Consider the following 22,454-nt stretch of genomic DNA (forward strand, 5'->3'; position numbering starts at 1 on the left):
TGTTCAGAGCCTTATATGAGCCCATCCAAAGCGCGGCAAGGTGTTTACCATCTCAATGGCTGCGCATACGTTTAGCCACATGGAATCATTGGATTGGCACAGCGGCCTTGCCGCGCTGGAGTGGCAGGTGGAGTTGGGTGCTGATGAATGCATCAGTGACGCGCCGATCAACCGCTATGACGTGCCTGCAGAAACGCCCAAAGTAGCTGCAAAAGCGGTTGAGCCCGCAGCACCTGTCATTACCCCAAAATTAGATGTCGTCGCCGAGGCGCAAAAAGCCGCGCAGGCCGCGTCTAATCTGGATGAGTTGAAAGCCGCAATCGCGGGCTTTGAGCATTGTGATTTAAAAAAAGGCGCGCAAAATTTGGTGTTCAGTGACGGCATTGTGGGCGCGCCGTTGATGGTTGTGGGTGAAGCACCGGGCCGCGAAGAGGACATTGCGGGCAGGCCTTTCATTGGCGCTGCTGGTGCCATGCTTGACCGGATGTTGGGCGCGATTGACGTTTCGCGCACAAAAGACGTCTACATCACAAATGTTATCCCGTGGCGGCCTCCGTCTAACCGTGATCCAAAGTCGCTTGAGATTGCGATGATGCAGCCTTTCCTAATGCGTCATATCGCGCTGGCGGCTCCGAAAGTTCTGATCGCGATGGGTAACATAAGTTGTCAGGCCTTGCTTGATCGCAAAGGTGTGACCCGTCTGCGCGGCACATGGGCCGAGGCAACAGGATTGCCGGTAATGCCGATGTTCCATCCAGCGTATTTGCTTCGCAACCCCGCCGTAAAGCGCGAGGCGTGGGCTGACCTGCTCGATGTGCGCGCGCGCCTGAAGGGAAATGGCCCATGAGTTCAGCCAGCCGGATTGATGAAACGCGCGAATTCATAGCCGTGCGAATTGCGGTGCTTACGGTCAGTGATACGCGCACGTCTGGCGATGACCGCTCCGGCGATACGCTTGTGGCGCGCCTTGAAGCGGCAGGTCACCAATTGGTTGCGCGCAACATCGTGAAAGATGACCAGACGGAAATCTCGAATATTCTGCGCGTTTGGTGTGATGATGAGGCCGTTGACGTGATTATATCTACGGGAGGTACGGGCCTGACTGGGCGGGATGTCACCGTGGAGGCACACAGGGACGTTTATGAAAAAGAGATCGATGCATTCGGCACAGTTTTCACCCATGTAAGCATGGCGAAGATCGGCACCAGCGCAATTCAATCCCGGGCGACCGGAGGCGTTGCAAACGGGACGTATTTGTTCGCACTTCCAGGTAGCACTGGCGCGTGCAAGGACGCGTGGGACCAGATTTTGGTCAAGCAACTCGATTACCGCCACCGTCCCTGTAATTTTGTGGAAATCATGCCCCGCCTCGATGAACACAAACGCCGGAAGTGAAGTTTTTGTGCAGATGACCGACGGAAACGCGGCTCTGGTTCGTTAAAGATTTGGTAAATCGCCAAAAGGGCCTAAATCCTACCGTAGACAATTGGGATAATGCGATGCGATTCTTGATGCGTAGCCTTATGGGCGTGGTGATGTTGGCGTTGACCGCGGGCTTGGTCAGCTTTGCTGGCTACTCGGTGGTGAGCGCTGTTCGCGAAAAAGCGGCACAAACACCGTTCGCTAGACCAGCACGCGAGCGGACATTTACAGTAAATGTCGTTCCCTTTGAGCCGACAACAGTCGTCCCTGAGATGACAGTGTTCGGTCAAATCGAAAGCCGCCGCACCCTTGATTTGCGCGCAGCAGTCGCAGGCCCCGTTATTGAAGTTTCACCTAACTTTACGGAAGGCGGTCGTGTTTCTGAGGGTGAGTTGCTGGTACGCATCGACCCGTTTGAAGCACAAACAGCGTTGGCACGCGTTAAAGCGGATGTGTCTGATGCGCTTGCCGAACAGCGCGAGGCAACAGCGGCTTTGGTTTTGGCAAAAGATGATCTGGTTGGCGTGACCGCACAGCGCGATTTGCGCAGCCGTGCGCTGGTGCGGCAGCAGGACCTAAAGGATCGCGGTGTCGGCACAGATGCTGCTGTCGAGGCTGCTGAATTAGCGGTTGCTGCAGCTGATCAAGCTATTTTGACCCGCAGACAAGCAGTACAGCAGGCGCAGGCACGTGTGGACCGTGCCGATGCGCAAATTGAGCGGCTGGAGATTTCGCGTATGGAGGCAGAGCGTCGCCTAGCGGACACGCAGATCCGCGCAAAATTTGATGGCACCTTGGCCGATGTGGCTGTGGTGGAAGGTACGCGTGCCGCACAAGGGGCGGCGCTTGCGCAGCTTGTTGATCCCGCACAACTGGAGGTGGCCTTTCGTCTGTCCACGACCCAATACGCACGGCTTTTGGATGATGCTGGCGCTTTGACGCAAGCGCCGGTCACCGTCACGCTTGACGTTTTGGGCACCGATATGAAAAGCAGCGGCGTGATTGCCCGCGAAGGTGCAAGTGTTGGTGAGGGGCAAACGGGCCGATTGGTGTTTGCGCGCCTCAATGACCCACGGGGGATGCGCCCCGGTGATTTCGTCAGCGTTAGTATTGCAGAGCCCGCGTTGAACTGGGTTGTCAGCCTGCCTGCTGCGGCGGTGAATGCCAGTGGTGAGCTGCTTGTGCTGGGCGAGGATGAGCGTTTGGAAGTGGTGCAGGCTCAGGTTCTTCGTCGTCAGGGCGATTTCGTATTGGTTCGCGCACGTAATATGGAAGGCCGCGAGGTCGTGACTGCGCGCTCTCCGGTTCTGGGCGCGGGTATCAAAGTCCGTCCGCTGCGCGCCGATGCCGTTGTTGAAGAGCCGCAGACCGTTGCGCTGACGCCGGAACGGCGCGCCAAGCTTGTCGCATTTATCAATGCCAATACGCGCATGCCTAAGGCCGCAAAAGACAGAGTTTTGGCCCAACTTAATCAGGATGTGGTTCCTGCCCGCGTGGTGGAGCGGATTGAAGCACGGATGGGCAGCTGATGCGCGATATTGGTGCATCCACAGGCGGGGTTCTGTCGTATTTTACGAGGCACAAAACGGCTGCGAATTTATTGTTGGTCGTTATGCTTGTGTTGGGGGCGGCATCGCTGCCCAAAATGCGTGCGCAATTTTTCCCTGATGTTGTTGTCGACAACGTTACGGTTTCGGTGGGCTGGCAAGGTGCCGGCGCTGAAGATGTCGATGCGGCCATCGTACAGGTGGTTGAGCCTGCGTTGTTGGGTGTTGAGGGTGTGCAAAGTTCACGGGCAGTCTCACGCGAGGGTAGTGCGTCCGTCACGTTGGATTTTGAGCCGGGCTGGGACATGTCGCGTGCGGCGGATGACGTGCAGGGTGTTGTTGACGCGATCAGCACGTTGCCCGAAGACGCCGATGATCCGCGTGTGCGGCGTGGTACGTGGCGCGACCGCGTTACGGATGTTGTCATAACTGGACCCATTGGTGTTGAGCAGCTTGGGCTGTTGGCTGATGAATTTGTGAACCGCCTTTTTGCTAAAGGGGTGACGCGCGCCACCATCCGCGGTGTTGCGGCTCCCAACACAGTTGTTGAGGTGAACCAAACGGATTTGATCCGTTTCGACGTGACCATGGCCGACATCGCCCAGGCCATTGGTGCTGAGGTCACAGCTGACCCTGCAGGTGATGTGGGCGCCACAGCGCGTGTACGAACGGGTGTCGCTAAACGTGATGCGCGCGCAATTGCGGCGATTGTTTTGCGTTCTGATGTGGGTGGTGCCGCACTAACAATTGGTGATGTAGCGCAGGTCCGCGTTGAGGGCATTGACCGCGAGCGTGCCTACTTCGTGGGAGATGCACCTGCACTTTCCATTCGTGTGGATCGCTCGGATCAAGGGGATGCGATTAACATCCAAGAACAGGTCCAAAGCGTGGCCGATGAAATGTCGCTTAATCTACCTGCGGGGGTTAGCGTTGAGTTGATCCGCACCCGCGCCGAGGCGATCAGTGGCCGCCTCAATATCCTGATTGAAAATGGCCTGACGGGGCTGGGCCTCGTGGTGTTGCTGCTATTTTTGTTCCTGAACGCCCGTACTGCGTTTTGGGTTGCTGCGGGCATTCCAGTGGCCATGCTTTCGGCGATTGCCATCATGTATGCCGCTGGTTTGACGATTAATATGATTAGCCTTTTCGCGCTTATCATTACGCTCGGGATCGTCGTTGATGATGCGATTGTTGTGGGTGAGCACGCTGATTTCAGAGCGCGACGGCTTGGCGAGGCCCCGATCGTTGCGGCTGAAAATGCAGCGCGCCGAATGGCATCTCCTGTGTTCAGCGCCACTGTGACGACTGTCATTGCATTCTTCGGCCTGGTGGCGATTGGCGGCCGATTTGGTGATTTGATCAGCGATATTCCCTTTACGGTGATTGCTGTTCTGATCGCTTCTTTGGTTGAGTGCTTCTTTATTTTGCCGCACCACATGGCGGGTGCGCTGGCGCATGGGGACAAATTACGTTGGTACGATTTGCCAAGCCGAACTGTGAACCGTGGGTTTGACTGGTTCCGCGAGACGATGTTCCGCCCATTCATTGCGGGTGTGATCAAGGCACGTTACCCCGTTTTCGCAGGCGCACTTGTGATGCTGGCGTTGTCCTCTGTTTTGTTCATCAAGGGCGATGTGCAGTGGCGTTTTTTCAATGCGCCTGAACGTGGTTCGGTCACGGGTAATTTCGCGATGGTGGATAGTGCTGTGCGGGCCGATACGCTGGCGCAAATGCGTTTGATGCAACAGGCGATTGATGAGTTGGGCGCTGAAGTTGAGGCCCGTATCGGGGCAAACCCTGTTGATTACGTTTTGGGCGAAATTGGCGGAAACGCGGGACGGGCAATTTCGGGTTCTGAGACAAAAGAGAAAGATCAATTAGGTGGCGTGAGTATTGAACTTATCGATGCTGACCTGCGTGTTGGGTATTCAAGCCGCGATTTTGTGTCTGATTTGCAGGACCGCGTTGCGCGCCATCCACAGCTTGAGGCGATTAGTTTTCGCAGTTGGGGCAGCGGCCCGGGTGGTGGGGATGCGATTGACGTTCAGTTTTATGGCGCTGATGCGCAGACACTGAAAGACGCAAGCGGCGCTCTCAAAGAACAGCTTGTTCAGTTCCCCGAAGTAAGCGCTGTGGAAGATGATCTGCCCTACGACAAAGAGGAGCTGATCCTTGAGTTGACGGCAAAAGGGCAGGCCTTAGGCTTTACAATTGACGGGCTTGGCCGCGATCTGCGCGCTCGTCTAAATGGCATTGAGGCGGCTACTTATCCAGTTGGTGCGCGCAGTGCGACGATCCGTGTGGAGTTGCCCGAAGCAGCTTTAACCCAAGACTTTCTGAGCCAGATGTTGGTTCGCTCGGCTACAGGGCAATACGTACCGCTTGCTGATATCGTTGAGGTTGAACGGCGCACGGGTTTCCGCACGGTGAACCGTGAAAACGGTGTGGCATTGGTTTCGGTTACAGGTGAGCTGAACCAAGATGACGCGGCCCGTGCCAATGAAATTCTTGATACTGTTCGCGAAGTAATCCTTCCCAAAATTGAAGCGGATCTGCGCGTGTCTTACGAGTTTTCTGGTGCCTCTGAGGACGAAGACACGTTTTTGAACGATGCGCGCCTAGGGTTGATGCTGTCACTACTTGGCATCTTTTTGGCTCTGGCGTGGGTCTTCGGTAGTTGGACGCGGCCCGTTGTTGTTATGGCCATTATTCCGTTTGGGTTGATTGGAACAATCTATGGCCACTGGCAGTGGGGCGTTCCGTTATCGATGTTCACAGTTGTCGGGTTGATCGGGATGATTGGGATTGTGATCAACGATTCAATCGTTCTTGTCACAACCATCGATGATTATGCCAAAGATCGCGGCCTTGGACCGGCAATCATCGACGGGGTCTGCGACCGCTTGCGGCCCGTATTGTTGACCACGTTGACCACCGTGTTGGGCCTGATGCCGCTACTTTATGAAACCTCAAGCCAAGCACAGTTCTTGAAGCCAACCGTGATCACACTCGTTTACGGTTTAGGCGTTGGGATGGCACTTGTTCTGTTAATCGTGCCCTCATTAATCGCGATGCAAATGGACGTGCGCCGTTTGTCAGAAGCAGCAAGGCGCGCCGTCAGCGCGCGGGGGCGTTTTGGGGCGCGTGCGCGCGGTGTTGTGCTGCCAGTTTTGGTGCTTGGTCTGGTGGTCGCGTTGGGCTTTGCGGCAACACTTGGTTCGGTCATGGCGACTGGAAATTTGGCGTGGGGTAGTGCGGCAAGCGCATTGGCCGCGCTCGGTTGGTTTGCGGGAATTGTTTTGGGTGCGGGTGTGCTGGTCTTTATGGCGACAGCGATCATGTTCACTATGCGCTCCAGCAAAAAGGTAAGCGGCGCTTAGCCGCCCGTGCAGCCTTTGATTTCCACAGCCTGACCACCGGCCAAAACAGTCATGATGACGCCGCTTCGGTCTATAATGAAGGGTTTACCGTTCGCCTCAAGCAGCGTTGCGGTTGCCGAAATTGTGCCGCCAGTCCGGATGGTTTCGGCCTCCGACACCCATACATTTGGGTTGGCCACCTCAAGCACACTTATTTCGCTGGGGCCTTGTTTGGGCAATGTAACAGATGCCGTCAAAACAACACCGTCGTCTGCGGGCGTGATGGTGCAGATGGGCCGTTTGGCGCCTGCCTCACGCGCGCTTAGGGGTTGCTCCACGAGCGCAGCGGCGATCTGCCCATCAAGCGCGCCGACTTCCGGTAGCCGGCCATCAAACCGCAGTGTTGTGGGGATGCAGATATCTTTGCACACACCGATTTCTGCCTTGCCCTTGATCCGCATGCTGCCATCGTTTTTCGGACTTACAGTGATCGGGATAACAACTTGATCAGTGTAGCTCAGAGTGCGCATCCCGTTTTGAACATGCACATCAGGGACGGGCCAGTGGAATTTCACAGTATCAACGTTGCGTGTGCCGCCCCAATGAAACGCAGGCGGTACACCTGCGTCGCCAGGGCTGCGCCAATATGTGTGCCACCCATCCGCTAGGGTGATCCGCAGTGCCGCCATATGCGTGCCGTCAGCCTCACGCCACCCGCCGAGCACATCAATGGAAGCCGCATCGCTTGCCGCGTCTGAGGCGATCGCGGTTGTGCACCCCAAAAGGGTGGCCACAAATGTGGCTGCGTATTTTGTAAGGGCGTTCGTCATTACATCCACTTCATACGCAGCTTGCCGCGTTTTGGAAATCACGTTCACGACAAGCATATGTCAGCGATGCGCGCTTGCCGATGGTTCTTTGGTGTCTCATGGTGATGGCATGAGCGACTCAACTTTTCCTCAAACCACCTTGGTAGGTCACGTATTGATCGCAATGCCCGGCATGGATGATCCAAGATTTGCCGGCAGCGTGGTCTATATTTGCGATCATACGTCTGAAGGGGCGATGGGACTGATCCTGAATAAGCCGACCAAGAAGGTGACATTCAAAGGGTTGCTGGAGCATCTTGAAATTGAGCCGCTTAAGCCAGTTGAGAGCTTGCCAATGTATTACGGCGGTCCGGTTGAGCAGGGGCGCGGCTTTGTGTTGCACAGCGGTGATTACGCAGGCAACGACAGCACCTTGCAGGTATCAGATAGTGTTGGAATGACTGCTACGCGGGATATTTTGGAAGATATTGCCTTAGGCGTTGGGCCGCGCAGCATGGTTATGGCGATGGGCTACGCGGGGTGGAGTCCTGGCCAACTAGAGGCTGAAATATCGATGAATGGATGGCTTACGGTTGAGGCAGATAGCGCGCTTGTTTTCGATACGCCAAGCGATGACAAAAGATCGGTCGCGCTTGATATGCTGGGGATTGATCCGCGGCTTTTGTCGGTGGTTGGCGGACAGGCCTAGGTCACCTTAATCGCGCGGTGCAGCGGCGCGGCGCAATCGGTCGTTTATAGCGCGGCCCAGTCCGTGATCTGGTATAGGTGACATGGCGATGGGCTGGTTAAGGCGATCAAGGCTGTGCAGATGGGTGAATAAATTGGCTGCCGCTTCCCGCAAATCTGCACTTGGCGATAGGTTAAGATCGCATCTCACTTCTCCGAAACCCAACAGCACTTCGTCTGCCTCTGCGGTGACGGCATCCATGCGCAACGCTTGGCGCGGTGCGTAATGGCTGCTGAGCTGGCCGGGGGCGGCGACGGCAGCGGGTGTTGTGTCGTGGGAAAGTGGGCCGGTGATTGCTTCGATGTCACGCAAGGCCAATCCGCCAAACCGCAGGACAGTTGGTGTGGGTGCCACAGCAATGATTGTGGACTCCAAGCCTATGCTACAAGGGTCCCCTTCTAACACGGCATCAATTCGGCCGCCTAAACCGTGCATAACGTGCTGGGCTGTTGTGGCGCTGATGCGACCTGACGGGTTTGCAGAGGGCGCTGCGACCGGTGTGCCTGCTGAGCGCAAAACGTCGCGCGCTTGTTCGTGATCAGGCACGCGGATTGCCACGGTTGAAAGGCCTGCGGTGACCAGATCGCAAATGCCTGAATTGGGCCTCAGGGGCAGCACAAGTGTTAAGGGCCCGGGCCAAAATGCGGCGGCAAGGCGTTGTGCGATCTCGTTCATTTCTACGTAGGGTTCGGCATCGGCAATGCTTGGTACATGTATGATCAGCGGGTTGAAGCTTGGCCGTCCTTTTGCCTCATAAATGCTCGCCACGGCAGTTGCGTTCGTTGCGTCGGCGCCAAGCCCATAGACTGTCTCGGTTGCGAACCCCACCAACCCGCCTTGGGCCAAAAGTGTGCCTGCTTCTTGGGCGGTCTTGAGCAGTTTCGTTTCCATCTATGACGCCGCGTTTCCATTGATTGAGGTCGGTGGCCGCGCGATGCTGTGGCCGTGCAGACTGACTTACGCTTATGGGGTTAGATTGCCAAGCCTGCGTAAATTACCGGAGTTTTCATGCCATATGTCGCGCCTCTTGCTGAGTATAAATTTTTGTTCGACCACATTGTTGGGTTTTCAGATATCTGCGCAACGGCCCGTTTTGAGGACGTAAGCAGCGATATAACCGACGCGCTTTTGTCTGAGGTTGGCAAAGTCTGCGAAGAAGTTTTGGTCCCGCTGCAACGCGTAGGCGATATTCAGCATGCGGTGTTGAAAGGCGGCGTTGTTGTTATGCCCGATGGCTTCAAAGAGGCGTATCGCGCCTTGGCGGATGGCGGTTGGATGGGAATTTCTGCGCACCCTGATGGCGGCGGGATGGGCCTGCCGCTAACGCTTACCTCGGCGGTGAATGAGATGATGGCGAGCGCATGCCTATCGCTGCAATTGAACCCGCTGATGACTCAAGGCCAGATTGAGGCGCTTGAAGCGCACGCGGATGAAAAGATTAAGCAGACATATTTGCCCAAGCTGATTAGCGGCGAATGGTCCGGAACGATGAACCTGACCGAGCCGCAAGCCGGCAGTGATGTTGGTGCGCTGACCACCAAAGCGGTGCCGCGCGGTGATGGAACATTCGAGATTACGGGGCAAAAGATTTACATCAGCTACGGTGATCACGACATGGCGGAAAATATTTGCCATCTTGTTTTGGCGCGCTTGCCAGATGCGCCTGCTGGAACCAAAGGCATTAGTCTGTTCATGGTCCCGAAGTATCTACCCGATGATAATGGCGATGCTGGCCAAGCCAACGCGCTGCATGTGGTCAGCCTTGAGCATAAGATGGGTTTGCACGCGTCGCCCACTGCGGTGATGCAATATGATGGTGCAACTGGTTGGCTTGTTGGGGCGGAGCATGCTGGTATGGCGGCAATGTTCACCATGATGAACAACGCCCGGGTCGGTGTAGCAATTCAGGGCACAGGAGTTGCAGAAGGGGCGCTTCAACACGCGTTAAGCTATGCGCGGGACCGCAAGCAAGGCCGCGCGACCGTACCAAATGATGCGGTCGCTACTGGCGCTATCGTTGACCACGCAGATGTGCGCCGGATGTTGGCTACGATGAAAGCTGATCTATTTGCGGCGCGTGCAATTGCGCTGTCCTGCGCTGCAGCGATTGATATGGGAACGGCCAGCAGCGATGCCTTTTGGCACGCACGGGCCGCCTTTCTGACGCCGATCGCCAAGGCATTCGGGACCGACGTTGGCATGGCCGTGGCGGCTGAGGGCATTCAGGTGCATGGGGGAATGGGTTTCGTTGAGGAAACAGGTGCCGCTCAATACAGCCGCGATGCGCGCGTCACCGCGATTTACGAGGGCACTAACGGCATTCAGGCGATGGATCTTGTGGCCAGAAAACTTGCGGACGGCGGAGATGCTGCCTTTGCGTTGATTGAAGAAGTACAAACCCAAGCGGAAGGTTGCCGCGGTACGCATGAAAGCCTTGCTGGCCCACTTTGGGAGGCGTCCGAGACTTTGCGTGAGACAACCGAGTGGATGGTTTCACAATCAGATAGCAACCACCGCTTTGCCGGTGCGGTGCCTTATTTGCGCGGGTTTGCGCGGGTTCTTGGAGGACATTATCACCTTAAGGCGGCTCTTGCTGCGGGACCTGATAGTAGCCGCGCGCGACTTGCGAGGTTCTACATCAAGCGGTTGTTGCCAGAGCACACAGGCCTTCTTGCCCATGCGCGCGAAGGTGCTGATGATCTTTATGCGCTTTCCACCGAGGACCTGCTCGCCTAGTCATGTGCCATGATAAAACTGGCCTATCCATTCGCGCAGCCGCCCGCTGAGGGTGAAGCAATCGAAGTCGCTCAAGGTGTGCTGTGGATGCGTTTGCCGCTACCCATGGCGCTTGATCATGTGAATGTTTACGCCCTTGATGATGGCGACAGTTGGACGATCATCGATGCGGGGTTTGCTTCTAAACGGAGCCGAAGTATTTGGCGCGCGTTGATGGATGGCCCTTTGGCCGGCAAGCCGGTTCAACGGGTCATCGTCACCCATCACCATCCCGATCATGTGGGTCTTGCGGGCTGGTTTCAGTCCGAATTTGGCGCAGAACTTATCTGTACCCGGACGACATGGCTTTTTTCGCGCATGTTGCAACTGGATGCGCAGGACAGGCCGACTGCGCAAACCGTTGACTTTTGGCACCGTGCTGGGATGGCGTCTGATATTCTTGAACAGCGCCGCAATGAGCGGCCCTTCAACTACGCTGATTTTGTTGCGCCGATGCCCCTTGGCTACACGCGCATTCAGCAGGGTGGCGCTATCATTATGGGCGGACGTAGCTGGGATATTCACATCGGTAACGGGCACTCCCCCGAGCACGCCACGTTCTGGAGCCGTGATGACAATTTGGTAATTTCTGGCGATCAGATCATTGCCTCAATCAGCTCAAATATTGGTGTCTACGCGACCGAGCCGGAGGCGGATCCTGTCGCTGATTGGCTTGAGGCGTGCGAGCGTTTGGGCGCATTGGCGCGCGACGATCATTTTGTTTTAGGGGGGCATAAGCTGCCATTCACGGGCCTGCCCGTGCGGATGCGGCAGTTGATTGAAAATCATCATGGTGCGCTGCGCCGTCTGGAGGCCCATTTGTCAGAGCCGCAAATTGCAGCACAGTGCTTTATGCCATTGTTCAAGCGGCAGATTGTAGGCGGCGAATACGGGCTGGCGCTTGTTGAGGCTCTCTCGCATTGCTTACATCTTTGGCATCACGGGCGGGCAACGCGGACTCTGTCTGAGGATGGTCAGTGGCTGTTTCAGCGGGTGACAGACAACCCTTAGCGGTTCGTGATTTTGTCATGCAGGCGGCGGATAATGTTGCCAGCGGTCTTTTCAAATAGGGCAGGAATGATTGCGTGCACCGCAGCGCAAAAAGCGGCCGCCATCAGCCAAAATGCAAAAGTCGCTGCAAAGCGCATATGCTCAAAATAGGTCTCGTTCACTGAGGCGGGATGATCAGAGAAAAGGGCAGTGAGGACACGGGTCATATCAGGCTCCGACAGGCGTTGGGGTTGTTGTGCCTTTATTATGGCTGCGCAGTTGTGAGGCTGTGTCCCAAAAATGTACTGTTAAAGCGGGAAAAGTTGGGATAAAATTCCACTTATGGCTGATTTAGATTCTATTGACAACGCTTTGCTGTCTGCTTTGCAGGATGACGCTACTGTTAGTCTTGATCAGTTGGGCGAACATGCAAACCTGTCCCGCAATGCCTGCTGGCGGCGAATAAAGGCGATGGAGGCGACGGGGTTGATCCGCAAGCGTGTGACCCTGCTTGATCCAGAGCAGGCGGGCTGCCCGCTTTTGGTTTTTGTAATGGTACGGACGAATAATCACGATGCGGAATGGATGCGTTTATTCAACCGTGCAGTGAGCTTATTTCCTGAAATTGTCGGTGCGCACCGAATGACCGGTGATCTAGATTATGTTCTGCGCGTGCGTGTCGCAGATGTTGCGGCGTATGATCGGTTTTACAAAAAGTTTATCGCGCAGGTTGCGGTTTCCGATATCTCTGCAAGCTTTGTTATGGAAGACATCAAGGATACCACTGCGCTGCCGTTATGATGCTGCGGTGTGGGCGTGTAATAGGCGAAGGAAGTAACGATGGATAACGTGATTAAAACAAGCGCGGACGCATTGGAAGATGATGTGCTGCCGAAGATGCGTGCCGCAAACGCGACAGGCACCCAAGATGAGAAACTGCCATCCGCAATGACCCAAGCGGTCAGTAAGAAAAGCGCCGCGCAATGGGCTTATGAGCGGGTGGTTTTGTACCTCAAGAAGTTTGAAGAAACGCTGGACGCCGAGCATGAGGCCGCGATGGGTTTCGCGGGTGGCGATGCAGGCGTGCTGCGAATTGAAGGCATGGGATATTTTGACCCTGATATTGTTACGTTCTACGGCACGGACGCAGTGGGCGCCCAGACACAGCTGGTACAGCACGTCACTCAGCTTAATGTGATGTTGCGCGTAATTCCCAAGGAGGTCGACGCGCCTGAGCCTAACCGGATTGGTTTCCGCCTTGCCGAACAACTTGAAAGGCCCGTTGCCTAAGCCGGTGTGAGCAGTGTCGCAGGGGCAGTGAAATCACTAGAAATACGTGCAAATATGCTTTATGCGGTTCTCAAAAATACTTAGCTAAACGGGAAATTAGACATGGCTGATGACAAGCACGAGCACGGTAAAATGGACATCGAAGTCCAAGAGAAAACTTTTGCGGGCTTCGTAAAATTCACAACGTGGAGTGTGGTGATCATCATTGCGACGTTGATCTTGCTCGCCATTATTGGCGGTTAAGCAGATGAAAACGCGGAGCATTGCTGCACTGTTCACAGCGGCGATGCTGCTGGCGGGGTGCCTGACACCACCTCAGGACCTGCTAACCGCGACAGACAGTGAAATCCGCGAGAGCGTTTATCGCCACGACGGCCCTCCCGCCCTTTCTTTGATTACTGTTGTAAGTAACGGTACTAACTCTGGCGCGCACAGCGCCCTGCTGGTCAACGGATCGCAGCGCGTTCTGTTTGACCCTGCTGGAAGTTTTGAAGCTAAATCAATCCCCGAGCGTGGTGATGTGCTTTATGGGATTACACCCCTTTATAAGCGATTTTATATCGGTGCCCATGCCCGCATTACCCACCGTGTGGTTGAACAAACGATCGAAGTGCCTGCAGGTGTGGCCGAGCAAGCCCTTCAGTTGGTAATCAATAACGGCGCTGTCCCTTCGGCGGGGTGCACCCGAAGCATTACGAGTATCTTGAGCCAGCTTGACGGTTTTGAAAGCATTGGTACGACATACTTTCCCAACAAAGCGCGCGAGCGGTTTGGCGCACTGCCCGGTGTAACGGAACAAGAATATTATGAGACGGATGACGGCAATAAAGCCGTGGCGCTTTCGCAATATATTGATGTTGATCTGGACTAATGCGCTAGCACTTTAGCCAAAACCACCAGTGAGATAGAGCATCCCGTAAAGTGCTGCGGCACCCAAAATGATTGCCCAAAGGACATTGCGCGTCCAAACACCAACGGCCAACGTGACAATCGCAGCTGACAGGCGTGCGGGGTCCACTTCACCGTTTGTTGCGGGCGGAAACAGCACAACCGGTGCAATTAGTGCGGGCAAAACCGCAACGGCCGTGTAGCGAAGGTGTCGCAAAATCCATTCCGGCAATTCACGGTCACCTATCAAGCCCAAAAATGAAAACCGGCTAATGAAGGTCCCAAGCGCTAAAACACCGATAATTAGCCAAACGTTTACATTATCCGAAATCATGACTTAGGCTCCTTTTTTAGCATTAACTCAGCCTGCGCGCCCACGATCATTGCCGCGATGCCTGCGATGATAATTCCAAGGCTATACGGCACATTCATGCACAACAGGGCCACCACAACAGAAGTTGCCGCTGCAATAACGTGTGGCAGTGTGCGCAAAGCAGGTGCGATAAGTGCAAGAAATGTAATCGGGATCGCAAAGTCGAGCGCATATTCCGGCGGAATAGAGCTACCCAGTTTTGCCCCAGCGTAGGTCATCGCATACCATGATGAGCAAATGGGTGTGACGGTGCCCGCAAAATAGCGCAGCTTTTGGGGGAGGGTCCAAGCGGTTTCGTCTTGGAACTTTTGATCTGCAAGTGCGTATGTTTGGTCCACCATCGAATAGCTCACAAGTGCGCGCTGCCAAAGGCGGGCCTTGCCCAGATGTGGCACCATTGCGGCGGAATACATGGCCATACGCAGGTTTACAGCAAGAGATGTTGCAAGCACGATAAGTGTAGGCGCGTCCTCGACCATTAGCTGCACCGCTGTGAATTGTGCGGCTCCCGCGATGACCAAAACGCCAAAGCCCATGACTTCTGCAATGTTTAATCCGGCTTCTGTGCCCACGACCCCAAACAACAGTCCAAATGGTGCAAGGACCAAAAGAAATGGCAGGCCGTCGTGGAAGCCCTGCAGATATGTCGATTTCGCTGTGGTAGATAACATTGTGACTCTCTACGTTGTTCAAGACACGACTTAGACGAGTGTCAGGGGGATGCAAATGGCTTATGAGGCAGATTACATTATCGCGCCAGACCCGCTGGGTGCGCGCGGCGGTTTGCGCCTGACGCGTTCGGTTGCGGGAGTTGATCACACCGGCGCTCAGATTGAGACGCTTGTGGTCGAAGAACGTCCTTTGACCATATTTTTGAACAGTCAGGAAATTGTCACGGCGATGACAATTGGTGACTTCCCTCAATACCTCGCACTTGGGTTTTTGTGCAATCAAGGGATGCTCGATGATGCTTCTGACGTCACTGACGTAGACTACGATGAAGAGCTAGAGACTGTGGTTGTGCGCACGGCTAGCCAAACGGTGTTTGAGGATAAACTCAAGAAAAAGACCCGTACAAGTGGTTGTGCTGTTGGGACAGTTTTTGGAGATATGATGGAGGGGCTTGAGGGCGTGACGTTGCCCCAAGTCCCTGTGAAAACGTCATGGCTTTATGCATTAGCGCATCAGATCAACACGACACCCAGCATCTATCTGACCTCAGGTGCTATTCACGGCACTGTGCTCTGCCAGCAAGATCGCCCCCTCGTTTATATGGAAGACGTTGGTCGCCATAACGCAGTGGACAAAGTCGCTGGCTGGATGCTGTCAGAGGGTGTGAGCCCATCGGATAAGATTTTGTACACCACAGGCCGCCTTACATCTGAGATGGTTATCAAAACAGCGATGATGGGTATTCCGGCCTTAGTGTCGCGTTCTGGGTTTACGGCATGGGGCGTGGAAATTGCCCAGCACGTCGGTTTGACCTTGATTGGCCGGATGCGTGGGCAGCGGTTTGTCTGTTTGGCTGGCAATGATCGTTTGGTGCGCGACGCTGATCTTGCTTCAGTCCGCGACGAACCATTGAAATCTGGCCGCAAGGGAGCGAAGCAATGAAGCAACCCTTCGGTGTTATTCTGGCGGGCGGCCAAGCACGCCGGATGGGGGGCGGGGACAAGGCGCTTTTGCAGCTTGGCGGCACAACGTTGCTTGAGCGGGTGATTGAGCGTCTTGAACCACAAGTGGCGGGGCTGTGCCTTAACGCCAACGGCGATCCCACGCGGTTTGGCCAAATTGGTCATGACGTGGTTGCTGACAGTATCGGTGGGTTTTTAGGTCCTCTTGCGGGTATTCTTGCAGGTCTTGATTGGGCGGCTGAGCAGGGTGCGGAAACGGTTGTAAGCGTCGCTGCGGACACGCCTTTTTTCCCATGTGATTTGACGCCCCGTTTGATGATGGCTGCTGATAAGATGACCCATCGGCTGGCTTTGGCGGCAACGGATGGTTGTCACCCTACGTTTGGAATTTGGCCGGTTGCATTGCGCGATGATCTGCGCGCGGCTTTACAAGGGGGGCTGCGCAAAGTCGTCGCGTGGACCGATCAGCATCATGCGGCAACCGCTTCTTTCGAGGTCGGTTCGGTTGACCCGTTCTTCAATATCAACACGCCCGAAGATTTGGCGAAGGCGGAGCGATACTTATGACGGAGCAAAAGGTTTTTGGTGTCATTGGCTGGAAAAATGCAGGAAAGACGGGCTTGATGGAGCGGCTTGTGGCTGAAATTTCGGCGCGCGGTTTTTCGGTAAGCACATTGAAGCATGCGCATCATAACTTCGACATCGACCAACAAGGCAAAGATAGCTACCGCCACCGTGACGCAGGCGCACAACAAGTACTTTTGGCCAGCGCAAACCGATGGGCGTTGATGACTGAATTGCGCGGAGAGCCCGAGCCACCGCTTGAGAAATTGCTGGCACAGCTGGCGCCCGTTGACTTGGTTTTGGTTGAAGGGTTCAAACGGAACATGCACCCGAAAGTATGCGCTTACCGGCAGCAAACATCCCAATCCATGATCGAGGACGCATCGGTGTTGGCCTATGCCACGGACACAGTGCTTGATACGTCAAAGCCGCAATTTGATTTGGATGATACCGTCGTGATTGCGGATTTCATCTGCGCAAAGGCAGGTCTTTGAGCTTCGATCAGATCATCGCGGTCGATTGGTCATCTTCCTCGACGCCATCTTCGGTCAAGCCCGTCGCGAACGCCATTTATGTTGGTTCAAAGGTGCGCGGGCAGCCAGTAGACGTGCAATATTTTCGAACGCGGCTGTCGGCGATGGATGCTATTTACGCGATGCTTGATAGGGCACAAGATGCCCGCGCGCGCGTTCTCGTCGGGTTTGATTTTGGTTTCGGCTACCCACGGGGTTTTGCGCAGGCTCTGACGGGGCAATCTTCTGTGCTTGGCGTGTGGGATTGGTTGGCCGAACGCATTAAAGATGGGCCAGACAACAGAAATAACCGCTTTGAGGTGGCCGATCAGATTAACCGCGCTCTGGATAGCATCGGACCTTTTTGGGGGTGCCCAAAGGGCGCTGAAACCGATGCGTTGCGCCAACGCGGGTCCGAGCGGGGTCCCCTGCAGTTCCCCGAGCGCCGCACGGTTGAGGCATTGACGTCAAGCGCGCAGCCAATGTGGAAGCTCTACACACCGGGCTCTGTTGGTGGGCAGTCTCTTGTGGGGTTGCCGATGTTGGCCAAGCTGCGGGCGCGCTACGGTAGCGGCATTACAGTTTGGCCGTTTGAGACAGGTTTTGCAAAGCCCGCAACAAACATTGTACTGGCCGAAATTTATCCGTCATTGTTTGATGCAACGCATCGTACAGGTGATACTGGAATGATATTTGATGTGCTCGACGCGCGTCAGGTCCGCGCGGTTTGCGAGGCGTTCGAGAATGCTGAGTTGGACGCGCTTTTTGGTGCAGGTTTTGATCAGACGACGGACCCGAATGATGCGCAGATTGCCTGGGAAGAAGGGTGGATATTGGGTGTGCGAAAGCAAAAAATAGATGGCGGCCGCTTGACGCCTCCCCCTCTTGTGAACGACTGTTTTGCGTTGCCACAAGGCGTGAGTTGGACGCCCGTTGATGAGGCGCTGGATCAGTTGAAAAAACGGGTTCGCGCCGTAACAGCTATAGAAACCATTGCGGTGAAAGACGCGGTGGGGCGTTACCTTGCAAGTGATGTTTTCGCACAGCGCGCAAACCCACCGCACGCAAATTGCGCGGTCGATGGGTATGGAATTTCGGCAGATGCCATCTTGGATGGGCTTAATGAATTACCCGTAGTTATGGGGCGCGCCGCCGCTGGCGCGCCGTTTTCGGGTGCTGTTCCAAAAGGTCATGCGATCCGTATTTTGACGGGCGCGGTTGTTCCGAGCGGCGTTGATACGGTTGTGCTTGAAGAGGATTGCACCGTTGAGACGGATGAGGACGGGCAGCCCATTCGCATCGCTTTTCACGGAGGTCTGCGCAAAGGTGCCAACACGCGCAAGACTGGTGAAGACGTTATGAAAGGTGATGTGATGCTACGCACCGCGCGTAAAATCACCCCCGCGGGTGCAGCTTTTCTGACGGCTGGTGGGATCAGTAATATCGACGTTCGCGCACCCCTTCGGGTTGCAGTTATCTCTACTGGTGACGAGTTGGTAGAGGCGGGTAGCATTGCCAAAGCGGGTCAAATTTTTGATGCAAATCGCCCCATGCTTTTGTCGATGATCGCGAGTTGGGGGTTTGAGCCTGTTGATATGGGGATCATCCGCGACGATCCGAATGCATTGCAAGCAGCACTCGATGAAGCGGCTAATTCTGCGGATGTGATCCTGACATCAGGTGGCGCATCCGCGGGTGATGAGGACCACGTTTCAAAGTTGTTGCAAAGTTCAGGCTCGCTTGCGTGGTGGCGGATTGCGGTCAAACCCGGGCGGCCGCTGGCGTTGGCGATGTGGAGCGGTGTGCCGGTGTTTGGCCTGCCTGGAAATCCTGTTGCGGCCTTTGTTTGCACGACTATTTTTGCATACCCCGCGATGACCTGTTTGGCTGGTGGGGATTTTGCAGTACCGCAAGCAGTTACTGTGCCCGCGGGTTTTTCAAAGCGCAAAAAAGAAGGCCGCCGCGAGTTTCTGCGGGCCCGTCTGCGTGGCGGTGTCGCCGAGGTTTTTGCCTCAGAAGGGTCTGGCCGCATTGGTGGACTGTCGTGGGCCGAAGGACTGGTTGAGTTGCCGGACGAGGCGCAAGAAATCACCCCTGGGGCGCCCGTTCGCTACATTCCGTTTTCGAGTCTTGGGCTGTAGGTTTAGCTGAACATTCCGGCCACACGACCCAAAAGCATGAATGCCAATGCGGTGCGTGTTGTGGACAGTTTTGCCAATTCCGCATCGGACGCGTGTGGTTCAAATTCCATCATGACTTTGTCAAATCGGCGCAAAAAGTGGTGCGCTGCGTCCCGAAAGATGACGTCTTCTTTCATGCGTCCTGCAGTTAGGGCGAGGGATGATCTGTCGCGTACACCGCCAATGGCTGCAATCGCGGGACCGCGCTCACCTTGTGCAAAACGCCGCCACAATTCTGGCTTAGCGCGATCATGGCGCAGGTCGTCCATGTAGATCCCTTCCTGGCTCAGTAAGGTCAGCATGTCTTGTGCTGCGGTGATCAATTGGCTGGCGCGGTGATCTTTTAGGGCCTTGCGAAGTGCGGCGAAGCCAACAGTGTCTTCGGCGGTTTCGGGGAAATTGAGTGCGCGGATGAAATCTTCGTTTTCGAGCGCGGGCTGCAGCGCCTCCATGGGTGTGCCGAGGGGCAGGGCAGTTTGCCCATCCGCACTGGTGGTTGCTTTGATTGTGTCGATGCTGATGCGCGGTGCATCGGTACGGCTGGAAGTGAATGTTGCCAGCGCCGAAGATGTTTCGCGCGCTGTGGCTGCGATTTCTTCGATCTTTTTCTCAACGTCTGGGCGCGCCCTTTCAGTGACGGCTTTCTGTTGCTCAAGATATGTTTTGCGCATCCCGTCGATGGCCGAATGCAACCTGCTGCTTTCTTCGCGCATCACACGGATCGAACGCGCGGCTGTTGCAGCGACCCAGATCAACGCGACGGGCATAAACACCGCGAGTAGAACCATAACGAACTGAAGGCTATTGAAAGATCCTTCTGTCGGCAGCATCAAAAAGAATACCGCTGACCCGATTAACCACACAAGCGTCAACGCTGCTGCGATAACCTCGGTCGAGGAAATCGCACTGCGTTCGGGCGGGGCAAGCAAGTCATTTTTCGGCTTTGACTTGGATTGAGGCTGTGGCTGCGGTGAGGTGGTGGCCATCACGAGTTACGAAAATTTAACGGACAGAATTTCGTAAGACCGCGTGCCACCTGGGGTGCGTACTTCGATGCTGTCGCCTTCTTCTTTCCCGATCAAAGCGCGCGCCAAAGGCGAGGCGATGTTCAGCAGGCCGCGCTCAATGTCGGCTTCCGGCTCACCCACGACTTGATAGGTCTTTTCTTCATCGGTGTCTTCGTCAACCAATTCAACATGCGCGCCGAACTTGACCGTGCCCGACATTTTTGAGGTGTCGATGATATCTGCGCGGCTGAGGATAGCCTCCAACTCTGCGATGCGGCCTTCGATGAAGCTTTGTTTTTCACGCGCAGAGTGGTACTCGGCGTTCTCTTTAAGATCGCCCAATTCACGCGCTTCCGCGATCGCCGCGATTATCTCGGGGCGATCCTTAGATTTCAGTCCCTTTAACTCCGCATCAAGTCGATCTGCACCAGCTTTTGTGAGAGGAATTTTATCCATTTTCTGTCTTTCTAAGGCCGTGGTTTTGTTGCTCGATCTATTGCGCTACAAAACGCAAAAGCGAAGGGAAATGCAAGGAGCAGGCACAGGATTGAGCGACTAATTGCAGCTAAGGCGCAGCGTCATGAAAAACCAGCGCCTTTTTTCAATTGACCCTTTAATTCCTGTCGCCATATATTTTTGCAACATTTATTGGAGCCGAGAAAATGTCCCAGATTGAACGTGAAGCAATGGAATATGACGTGGTCATCGTTGGCGCAGGTCCAGCTGGCTTGTCTGCCGCCATAAAGCTTAAGCAACTGGATGCGGACATGAACGTTGTTGTGCTCGAAAAGGGTTCAGAAGTTGGCGCGCACATTCTTTCTGGCGCAGTACTTGATCCTGCAGGCCTGAACGCGCTTATCCCTGATTGGAAAGAAAAGGGCGCGCCGCTTAACGTGCCTGTGAAGAACGACAACTTCTATATGCTTGGCGAAGCTGGTCAGGTGCGCCTGCCTAATTTTGCAATGCCGCCGCTGATGAATAACCATGGTAACTACATCGTCTCAATGGGTAATGTCTGCCGTTGGATGGCCGAGCAGGCCGAGGAGTTGGGCGTTGAGATTTTCCCAGGCATGGCATGTTCTGAATTGGTTTATGGTGACAACGGTGAAGTCAAAGGTGTTGTTGCTGGTGAGTTCGGCTTGAATGCCGATGGCACCCCCGGTGATGCTTATGAGCCGGGCATGGAGTTGAACGGCAAATATGTTTTCTTGTCTGAGGGCGTGCGCGGTTCGCTGTCCAAGGAAGTGATTGCCAAATATGAGTTGGATAGAGACTCAGGGCCGCAAAAATACGGCCTAGGCATGAAAGAGATTTGGGAAATCGATCCCGAAAAGCACAAAGAAGGCAGCGTCACTCACACAATGGGGTGGCCGCTGAATGGCAACGCGGGCGGTGGGTCTTTCATCTATCACCTCGACAATAACCAAGTTTATGTCGGGTTCGTTGTGCATCTGAACTACGAAAATCCACACTTGTTCCCTTACATGGAATTCCAGCGCTTTAAGCATCACCCGATGGTTGCTGAGCTGCTCAAAGGCGGCAAACGTGTTGCGTACGGCGCGCGTGCAATTACCGAAGGTGGGTATCAGGCGATGCCAGAATTGGCATTCCCTGGTGGTGCGCTGCTTGGATGTTCTGCGGGTATGGTCAACGTTCCACGGATTAAGGGCAATCATAACGCAATGCTTTCGGGGATTGCTGCGGCTGAAGCTGCGGTCGAGGCAATCAAGGCCGATCGCGCCGGCGATGTCCTTGCTGGCTACGCCGAACGTGTGCACAGCGGCCCAATTGCAAAAGACCTTAAGAAGGTGCGCAACGTGAAGCCGCTTTGGTCAAAATACGGCCTGACTGCGTCGCTGACCCTTGGTGGGTTTGATATGTGGACTAATAATCTCTTTGGGGTCTCTTTGTTGGGCACGATGAAGCACGGCAAAAGTGACGCTGCTGCTACGGGCGAAGCGAAAGATCACAAGCCAATTGAGTATCCCAAGCCGGATGGTGTGTTGTCGTTCGACCGGCTTACCAATGTAAGCTTTGCAATGACCAACCACGAGGAAAGCCAACCTGCGCACCTCAAGTTGAAAGACCCGAGCATACCTGTGGCCGTGAACCTGCCAAAATACGCAGGCCCGTCAGCGCGGTATTGCCCCGCTGGAGTTTATGAGTTTGTCGAGGAAGCGGGCGCTGATACGCGGTTTGTGATTAACTTTCAAAACTGCGTTCATTGCAAAACTTGCGATATCAAAGACCCTAGCCAGAACATCAATTGGACCACGCCCCAAGGCGGTGATGGGCCGAACTATCCCAACATGTGATCCTTGTTGGCTCCAGTTGACGAAAAGTTCATTGATCAGGG

The 22,454-nt window shown here is 55.0% G+C and carries 23 protein-coding genes; 16 read left to right on the plus strand and 7 right to left on the minus strand.

Annotated elements, in window-relative coordinates; genetic code table 11:
- Positions 1-79: 79 nt before the first annotated feature.
- The 4 genes from ACTF5M_RS05415 to ACTF5M_RS05430 all read left to right on the plus strand — a co-directional run bounded on the left by ACTF5M_RS05415 (position 80) and on the right by ACTF5M_RS05430 (position 6,349).
- Positions 80-847 carry a uracil-DNA glycosylase gene (locus ACTF5M_RS05415; protein ID WP_438960050.1) on the plus strand — a complete coding sequence of 256 codons (768 nt, stop codon included), beginning with the start codon at positions 80-82 and terminating at the stop codon, positions 845-847.
- On the plus strand, positions 844-1,395 hold the full coding sequence (moaB, locus tag ACTF5M_RS05420) for a molybdenum cofactor biosynthesis protein B (protein ID WP_438960051.1): 552 nt from the start codon (positions 844-846) through the stop codon (positions 1,393-1,395). The genes ACTF5M_RS05415 and moaB overlap by 4 nt, the downstream gene beginning before the upstream one ends.
- A gap of 104 nt (positions 1,396-1,499) precedes the next feature.
- Positions 1,500-2,951 carry an efflux RND transporter periplasmic adaptor subunit gene (locus ACTF5M_RS05425; RefSeq protein WP_438960052.1) on the plus strand — a complete coding sequence of 484 codons (1,452 nt, stop codon included), beginning with the start codon at positions 1,500-1,502 and terminating at the stop codon, positions 2,949-2,951.
- On the plus strand, positions 2,951-6,349 hold the full coding sequence (locus ACTF5M_RS05430) for an efflux RND transporter permease subunit (RefSeq protein ID WP_438960053.1): 3,399 nt from the start codon (positions 2,951-2,953) through the stop codon (positions 6,347-6,349). Before ACTF5M_RS05425 ends, ACTF5M_RS05430 begins: the two co-directional genes overlap by 1 nt.
- Here the strand turns inward: ACTF5M_RS05430 and ACTF5M_RS05435 are convergent.
- Positions 6,346-7,215: a protein-disulfide reductase DsbD domain-containing protein gene (locus ACTF5M_RS05435; protein ID WP_438960054.1), complete on the minus strand. Its 870-nt coding sequence runs from the start codon at positions 7,213-7,215 to the stop codon at positions 6,346-6,348. The genes ACTF5M_RS05430 and ACTF5M_RS05435 overlap by 4 nt on opposite strands.
- Positions 7,216-7,267: 52 nt before the next feature.
- On the opposite strand from ACTF5M_RS05435, the gene ACTF5M_RS05440 reads away from it, so the two are divergent.
- Positions 7,268-7,846 carry a YqgE/AlgH family protein gene (locus ACTF5M_RS05440; protein ID WP_438960055.1) on the plus strand — a complete coding sequence of 193 codons (579 nt, stop codon included), beginning with the start codon at positions 7,268-7,270 and terminating at the stop codon, positions 7,844-7,846.
- Between the two features lie 6 nt (positions 7,847-7,852).
- Here ACTF5M_RS05440 and ACTF5M_RS05445 read toward each other — a convergent pair whose 3' ends face one another.
- The gene (locus tag ACTF5M_RS05445; protein WP_438960056.1) at positions 7,853-8,776 is read right to left on the minus strand and encodes an L-threonylcarbamoyladenylate synthase; all 924 of its coding nucleotides are present in this window, start codon (positions 8,774-8,776) and stop codon (positions 7,853-7,855) included.
- A 117-nt stretch (positions 8,777-8,893) separates the two neighbouring features.
- Between ACTF5M_RS05445 and ACTF5M_RS05450 the strand changes: the two genes are divergently transcribed.
- Together ACTF5M_RS05450 and ACTF5M_RS05455 are read left to right on the plus strand one after the other, a co-directional pair.
- Positions 8,894-10,621, plus strand: coding sequence for an acyl-CoA dehydrogenase (locus tag ACTF5M_RS05450; protein WP_438960057.1), 1,728 nt, complete (start codon positions 8,894-8,896; stop codon positions 10,619-10,621).
- A gap of 9 nt (positions 10,622-10,630) precedes the next feature.
- A complete protein-coding gene (locus ACTF5M_RS05455) occupies positions 10,631-11,671 on the plus strand; it encodes an MBL fold metallo-hydrolase (RefSeq protein ID WP_438960058.1) in 1,041 nt (346 codons plus the stop codon).
- Here ACTF5M_RS05455 and ACTF5M_RS05460 read toward each other — a convergent pair.
- Positions 11,668-11,877: a DUF6356 family protein gene (locus tag ACTF5M_RS05460; RefSeq protein ID WP_438960059.1), complete on the minus strand. Its 210-nt coding sequence runs from the start codon at positions 11,875-11,877 to the stop codon at positions 11,668-11,670. The genes ACTF5M_RS05455 and ACTF5M_RS05460 overlap by 4 nt on opposite strands.
- A gap of 115 nt (positions 11,878-11,992) precedes the next feature.
- On the opposite strand from ACTF5M_RS05460, the gene ACTF5M_RS05465 reads away from it, so the two are divergent.
- The 4 genes from ACTF5M_RS05465 to ACTF5M_RS05480 all read left to right on the plus strand — a co-directional run bounded on the left by ACTF5M_RS05465 (position 11,993) and on the right by ACTF5M_RS05480 (position 13,811).
- Positions 11,993-12,451 carry an Lrp/AsnC family transcriptional regulator gene (locus tag ACTF5M_RS05465; protein ID WP_438960060.1) on the plus strand — a complete coding sequence of 153 codons (459 nt, stop codon included), beginning with the start codon at positions 11,993-11,995 and terminating at the stop codon, positions 12,449-12,451.
- A gap of 39 nt (positions 12,452-12,490) precedes the next feature.
- Positions 12,491-12,940, plus strand: a complete 450-nt coding sequence (locus tag ACTF5M_RS05470) for a DUF6173 family protein (protein ID WP_438960061.1) — start codon at positions 12,491-12,493, stop codon at positions 12,938-12,940.
- Positions 12,941-13,042: 102 nt separating this feature from the next.
- Positions 13,043-13,183, plus strand: a complete 141-nt coding sequence (locus ACTF5M_RS05475) for an aa3-type cytochrome c oxidase subunit IV (protein ID WP_048598839.1) — start codon at positions 13,043-13,045, stop codon at positions 13,181-13,183.
- Positions 13,184-13,187: 4 nt separating this feature from the next.
- Positions 13,188-13,811 (plus strand): hypothetical protein, encoded by a 624-nt coding sequence (locus ACTF5M_RS05480; protein WP_438960062.1) that lies wholly within the window; start codon positions 13,188-13,190, stop codon positions 13,809-13,811.
- A 12-nt stretch (positions 13,812-13,823) separates the two neighbouring features.
- Here the strand turns inward: ACTF5M_RS05480 and ACTF5M_RS05485 are convergent, their stop codons facing one another.
- Together ACTF5M_RS05485 and ACTF5M_RS05490 are read right to left on the minus strand one after the other, a co-directional pair.
- A complete protein-coding gene (locus ACTF5M_RS05485) occupies positions 13,824-14,162 on the minus strand; it encodes an AzlD domain-containing protein (protein WP_438960063.1) in 339 nt (112 codons plus the stop codon).
- Positions 14,159-14,872, minus strand: a complete 714-nt coding sequence (locus ACTF5M_RS05490) for an AzlC family ABC transporter permease (protein WP_438960064.1) — start codon at positions 14,870-14,872, stop codon at positions 14,159-14,161. Before ACTF5M_RS05490 ends, ACTF5M_RS05485 begins: the two co-directional genes overlap by 4 nt.
- Positions 14,873-14,927: 55 nt before the next feature.
- Between ACTF5M_RS05490 and ACTF5M_RS05495 the strand changes: the two genes are divergently transcribed.
- The 4 genes from ACTF5M_RS05495 to ACTF5M_RS05510 are packed head-to-tail and all read left to right on the plus strand — an operon-like array spanning position 14,928 to position 19,052.
- Positions 14,928-15,815 (plus strand): formate dehydrogenase accessory sulfurtransferase FdhD, encoded by an 888-nt coding sequence (locus ACTF5M_RS05495; protein WP_438960065.1) that lies wholly within the window; start codon positions 14,928-14,930, stop codon positions 15,813-15,815.
- Positions 15,812-16,402 carry a molybdenum cofactor guanylyltransferase MobA gene (mobA, locus tag ACTF5M_RS05500; RefSeq protein WP_438960066.1) on the plus strand — a complete coding sequence of 197 codons (591 nt, stop codon included), beginning with the start codon at positions 15,812-15,814 and terminating at the stop codon, positions 16,400-16,402. Before ACTF5M_RS05495 ends, mobA begins: the two co-directional genes overlap by 4 nt.
- The gene (gene mobB, locus ACTF5M_RS05505) at positions 16,399-16,893 is read left to right on the plus strand and encodes a molybdopterin-guanine dinucleotide biosynthesis protein B (RefSeq protein ID WP_438960067.1); all 495 of its coding nucleotides are present in this window, start codon (positions 16,399-16,401) and stop codon (positions 16,891-16,893) included. The genes mobA and mobB overlap by 4 nt, the downstream gene beginning before the upstream one ends.
- Positions 16,890-19,052: a molybdopterin-binding protein gene (locus ACTF5M_RS05510; RefSeq protein ID WP_438960068.1), complete on the plus strand. Its 2,163-nt coding sequence runs from the start codon at positions 16,890-16,892 to the stop codon at positions 19,050-19,052. Before mobB ends, ACTF5M_RS05510 begins: the two co-directional genes overlap by 4 nt.
- 2 nt (positions 19,053-19,054) lie before the next feature.
- Here ACTF5M_RS05510 and ACTF5M_RS05515 read toward each other — a convergent pair whose 3' ends face one another.
- Together ACTF5M_RS05515 and greA are read right to left on the minus strand one after the other, a co-directional pair.
- Positions 19,055-20,077 carry a hypothetical protein gene (locus ACTF5M_RS05515; protein ID WP_438960069.1) on the minus strand — a complete coding sequence of 341 codons (1,023 nt, stop codon included), beginning with the start codon at positions 20,075-20,077 and terminating at the stop codon, positions 19,055-19,057.
- A 6-nt stretch (positions 20,078-20,083) separates the two neighbouring features.
- Positions 20,084-20,554 (minus strand): transcription elongation factor GreA, encoded by a 471-nt coding sequence (greA, locus tag ACTF5M_RS05520; protein ID WP_048598847.1) that lies wholly within the window; start codon positions 20,552-20,554, stop codon positions 20,084-20,086.
- A 206-nt stretch (positions 20,555-20,760) separates the two neighbouring features.
- Here greA and ACTF5M_RS05525 point away from each other — a divergent pair, with 206 nt between their 5' ends.
- A complete protein-coding gene (locus ACTF5M_RS05525) occupies positions 20,761-22,413 on the plus strand; it encodes an electron transfer flavoprotein-ubiquinone oxidoreductase (RefSeq protein WP_438960070.1) in 1,653 nt (550 codons plus the stop codon).
- Positions 22,414-22,454 lie beyond the last annotated feature (41 nt).

It is taken from the genome of Nereida sp., assembly GCF_965655635.1.
GTDB lineage: Bacteria > Pseudomonadota > Alphaproteobacteria > Rhodobacterales > Rhodobacteraceae > Nereida.

What these genes read in the sequence shown, in the direction of transcription:
- ACTF5M_RS05450 (WP_438960057.1), top strand. Translation starts at nt 8,894, where the DNA reads ATGCCATATGTCGCGCCTCTTGCTGAGTATAAATTTTTGTTCGACCAC.
- ACTF5M_RS05415 (WP_438960050.1), top strand. Translation starts at nt 80, where the DNA reads ATGGAATCATTGGATTGGCACAGCGGCCTTGCCGCGCTGGAGTGGCAG.
- ACTF5M_RS05455 (WP_438960058.1), top strand. Translation starts at nt 10,631, where the DNA reads ATGATAAAACTGGCCTATCCATTCGCGCAGCCGCCCGCTGAGGGTGAA.
- ACTF5M_RS05440 (WP_438960055.1), top strand. Translation starts at nt 7,268, where the DNA reads ATGAGCGACTCAACTTTTCCTCAAACCACCTTGGTAGGTCACGTATTG.
- ACTF5M_RS05435 (WP_438960054.1), bottom strand. Translation starts at nt 7,215, where the DNA reads ATGCTTGTCGTGAACGTGATTTCCAAAACGCGGCAAGCTGCGTATGAA.
- ACTF5M_RS05475 (WP_048598839.1), top strand. Translation starts at nt 13,043, where the DNA reads ATGGCTGATGACAAGCACGAGCACGGTAAAATGGACATCGAAGTCCAA.
- ACTF5M_RS05470 (WP_438960061.1), top strand. Translation starts at nt 12,491, where the DNA reads ATGGATAACGTGATTAAAACAAGCGCGGACGCATTGGAAGATGATGTG.
- ACTF5M_RS05515 (WP_438960069.1), bottom strand. Translation starts at nt 20,077, where the DNA reads ATGGCCACCACCTCACCGCAGCCACAGCCTCAATCCAAGTCAAAGCCG.
- mobA (WP_438960066.1), top strand. Translation starts at nt 15,812, where the DNA reads ATGAAGCAACCCTTCGGTGTTATTCTGGCGGGCGGCCAAGCACGCCGG.
- ACTF5M_RS05490 (WP_438960064.1), bottom strand. Translation starts at nt 14,872, where the DNA reads ATGTTATCTACCACAGCGAAATCGACATATCTGCAGGGCTTCCACGAC.
- ACTF5M_RS05480 (WP_438960062.1), top strand. Translation starts at nt 13,188, where the DNA reads ATGAAAACGCGGAGCATTGCTGCACTGTTCACAGCGGCGATGCTGCTG.
- ACTF5M_RS05460 (WP_438960059.1), bottom strand. Translation starts at nt 11,877, where the DNA reads ATGACCCGTGTCCTCACTGCCCTTTTCTCTGATCATCCCGCCTCAGTG.
- ACTF5M_RS05425 (WP_438960052.1), top strand. Translation starts at nt 1,500, where the DNA reads ATGCGATTCTTGATGCGTAGCCTTATGGGCGTGGTGATGTTGGCGTTG.
- mobB (WP_438960067.1), top strand. Translation starts at nt 16,399, where the DNA reads ATGACGGAGCAAAAGGTTTTTGGTGTCATTGGCTGGAAAAATGCAGGA.
- ACTF5M_RS05465 (WP_438960060.1), top strand. Translation starts at nt 11,993, where the DNA reads ATGGCTGATTTAGATTCTATTGACAACGCTTTGCTGTCTGCTTTGCAG.
- ACTF5M_RS05525 (WP_438960070.1), top strand. Translation starts at nt 20,761, where the DNA reads ATGTCCCAGATTGAACGTGAAGCAATGGAATATGACGTGGTCATCGTT.
- ACTF5M_RS05430 (WP_438960053.1), top strand. Translation starts at nt 2,951, where the DNA reads ATGCGCGATATTGGTGCATCCACAGGCGGGGTTCTGTCGTATTTTACG.
- ACTF5M_RS05485 (WP_438960063.1), bottom strand. Translation starts at nt 14,162, where the DNA reads ATGATTTCGGATAATGTAAACGTTTGGCTAATTATCGGTGTTTTAGCG.
- ACTF5M_RS05445 (WP_438960056.1), bottom strand. Translation starts at nt 8,776, where the DNA reads ATGGAAACGAAACTGCTCAAGACCGCCCAAGAAGCAGGCACACTTTTG.
- moaB (WP_438960051.1), top strand. Translation starts at nt 844, where the DNA reads ATGAGTTCAGCCAGCCGGATTGATGAAACGCGCGAATTCATAGCCGTG.
- greA (WP_048598847.1), bottom strand. Translation starts at nt 20,554, where the DNA reads ATGGATAAAATTCCTCTCACAAAAGCTGGTGCAGATCGACTTGATGCG.
- ACTF5M_RS05495 (WP_438960065.1), top strand. Translation starts at nt 14,928, where the DNA reads ATGGCTTATGAGGCAGATTACATTATCGCGCCAGACCCGCTGGGTGCG.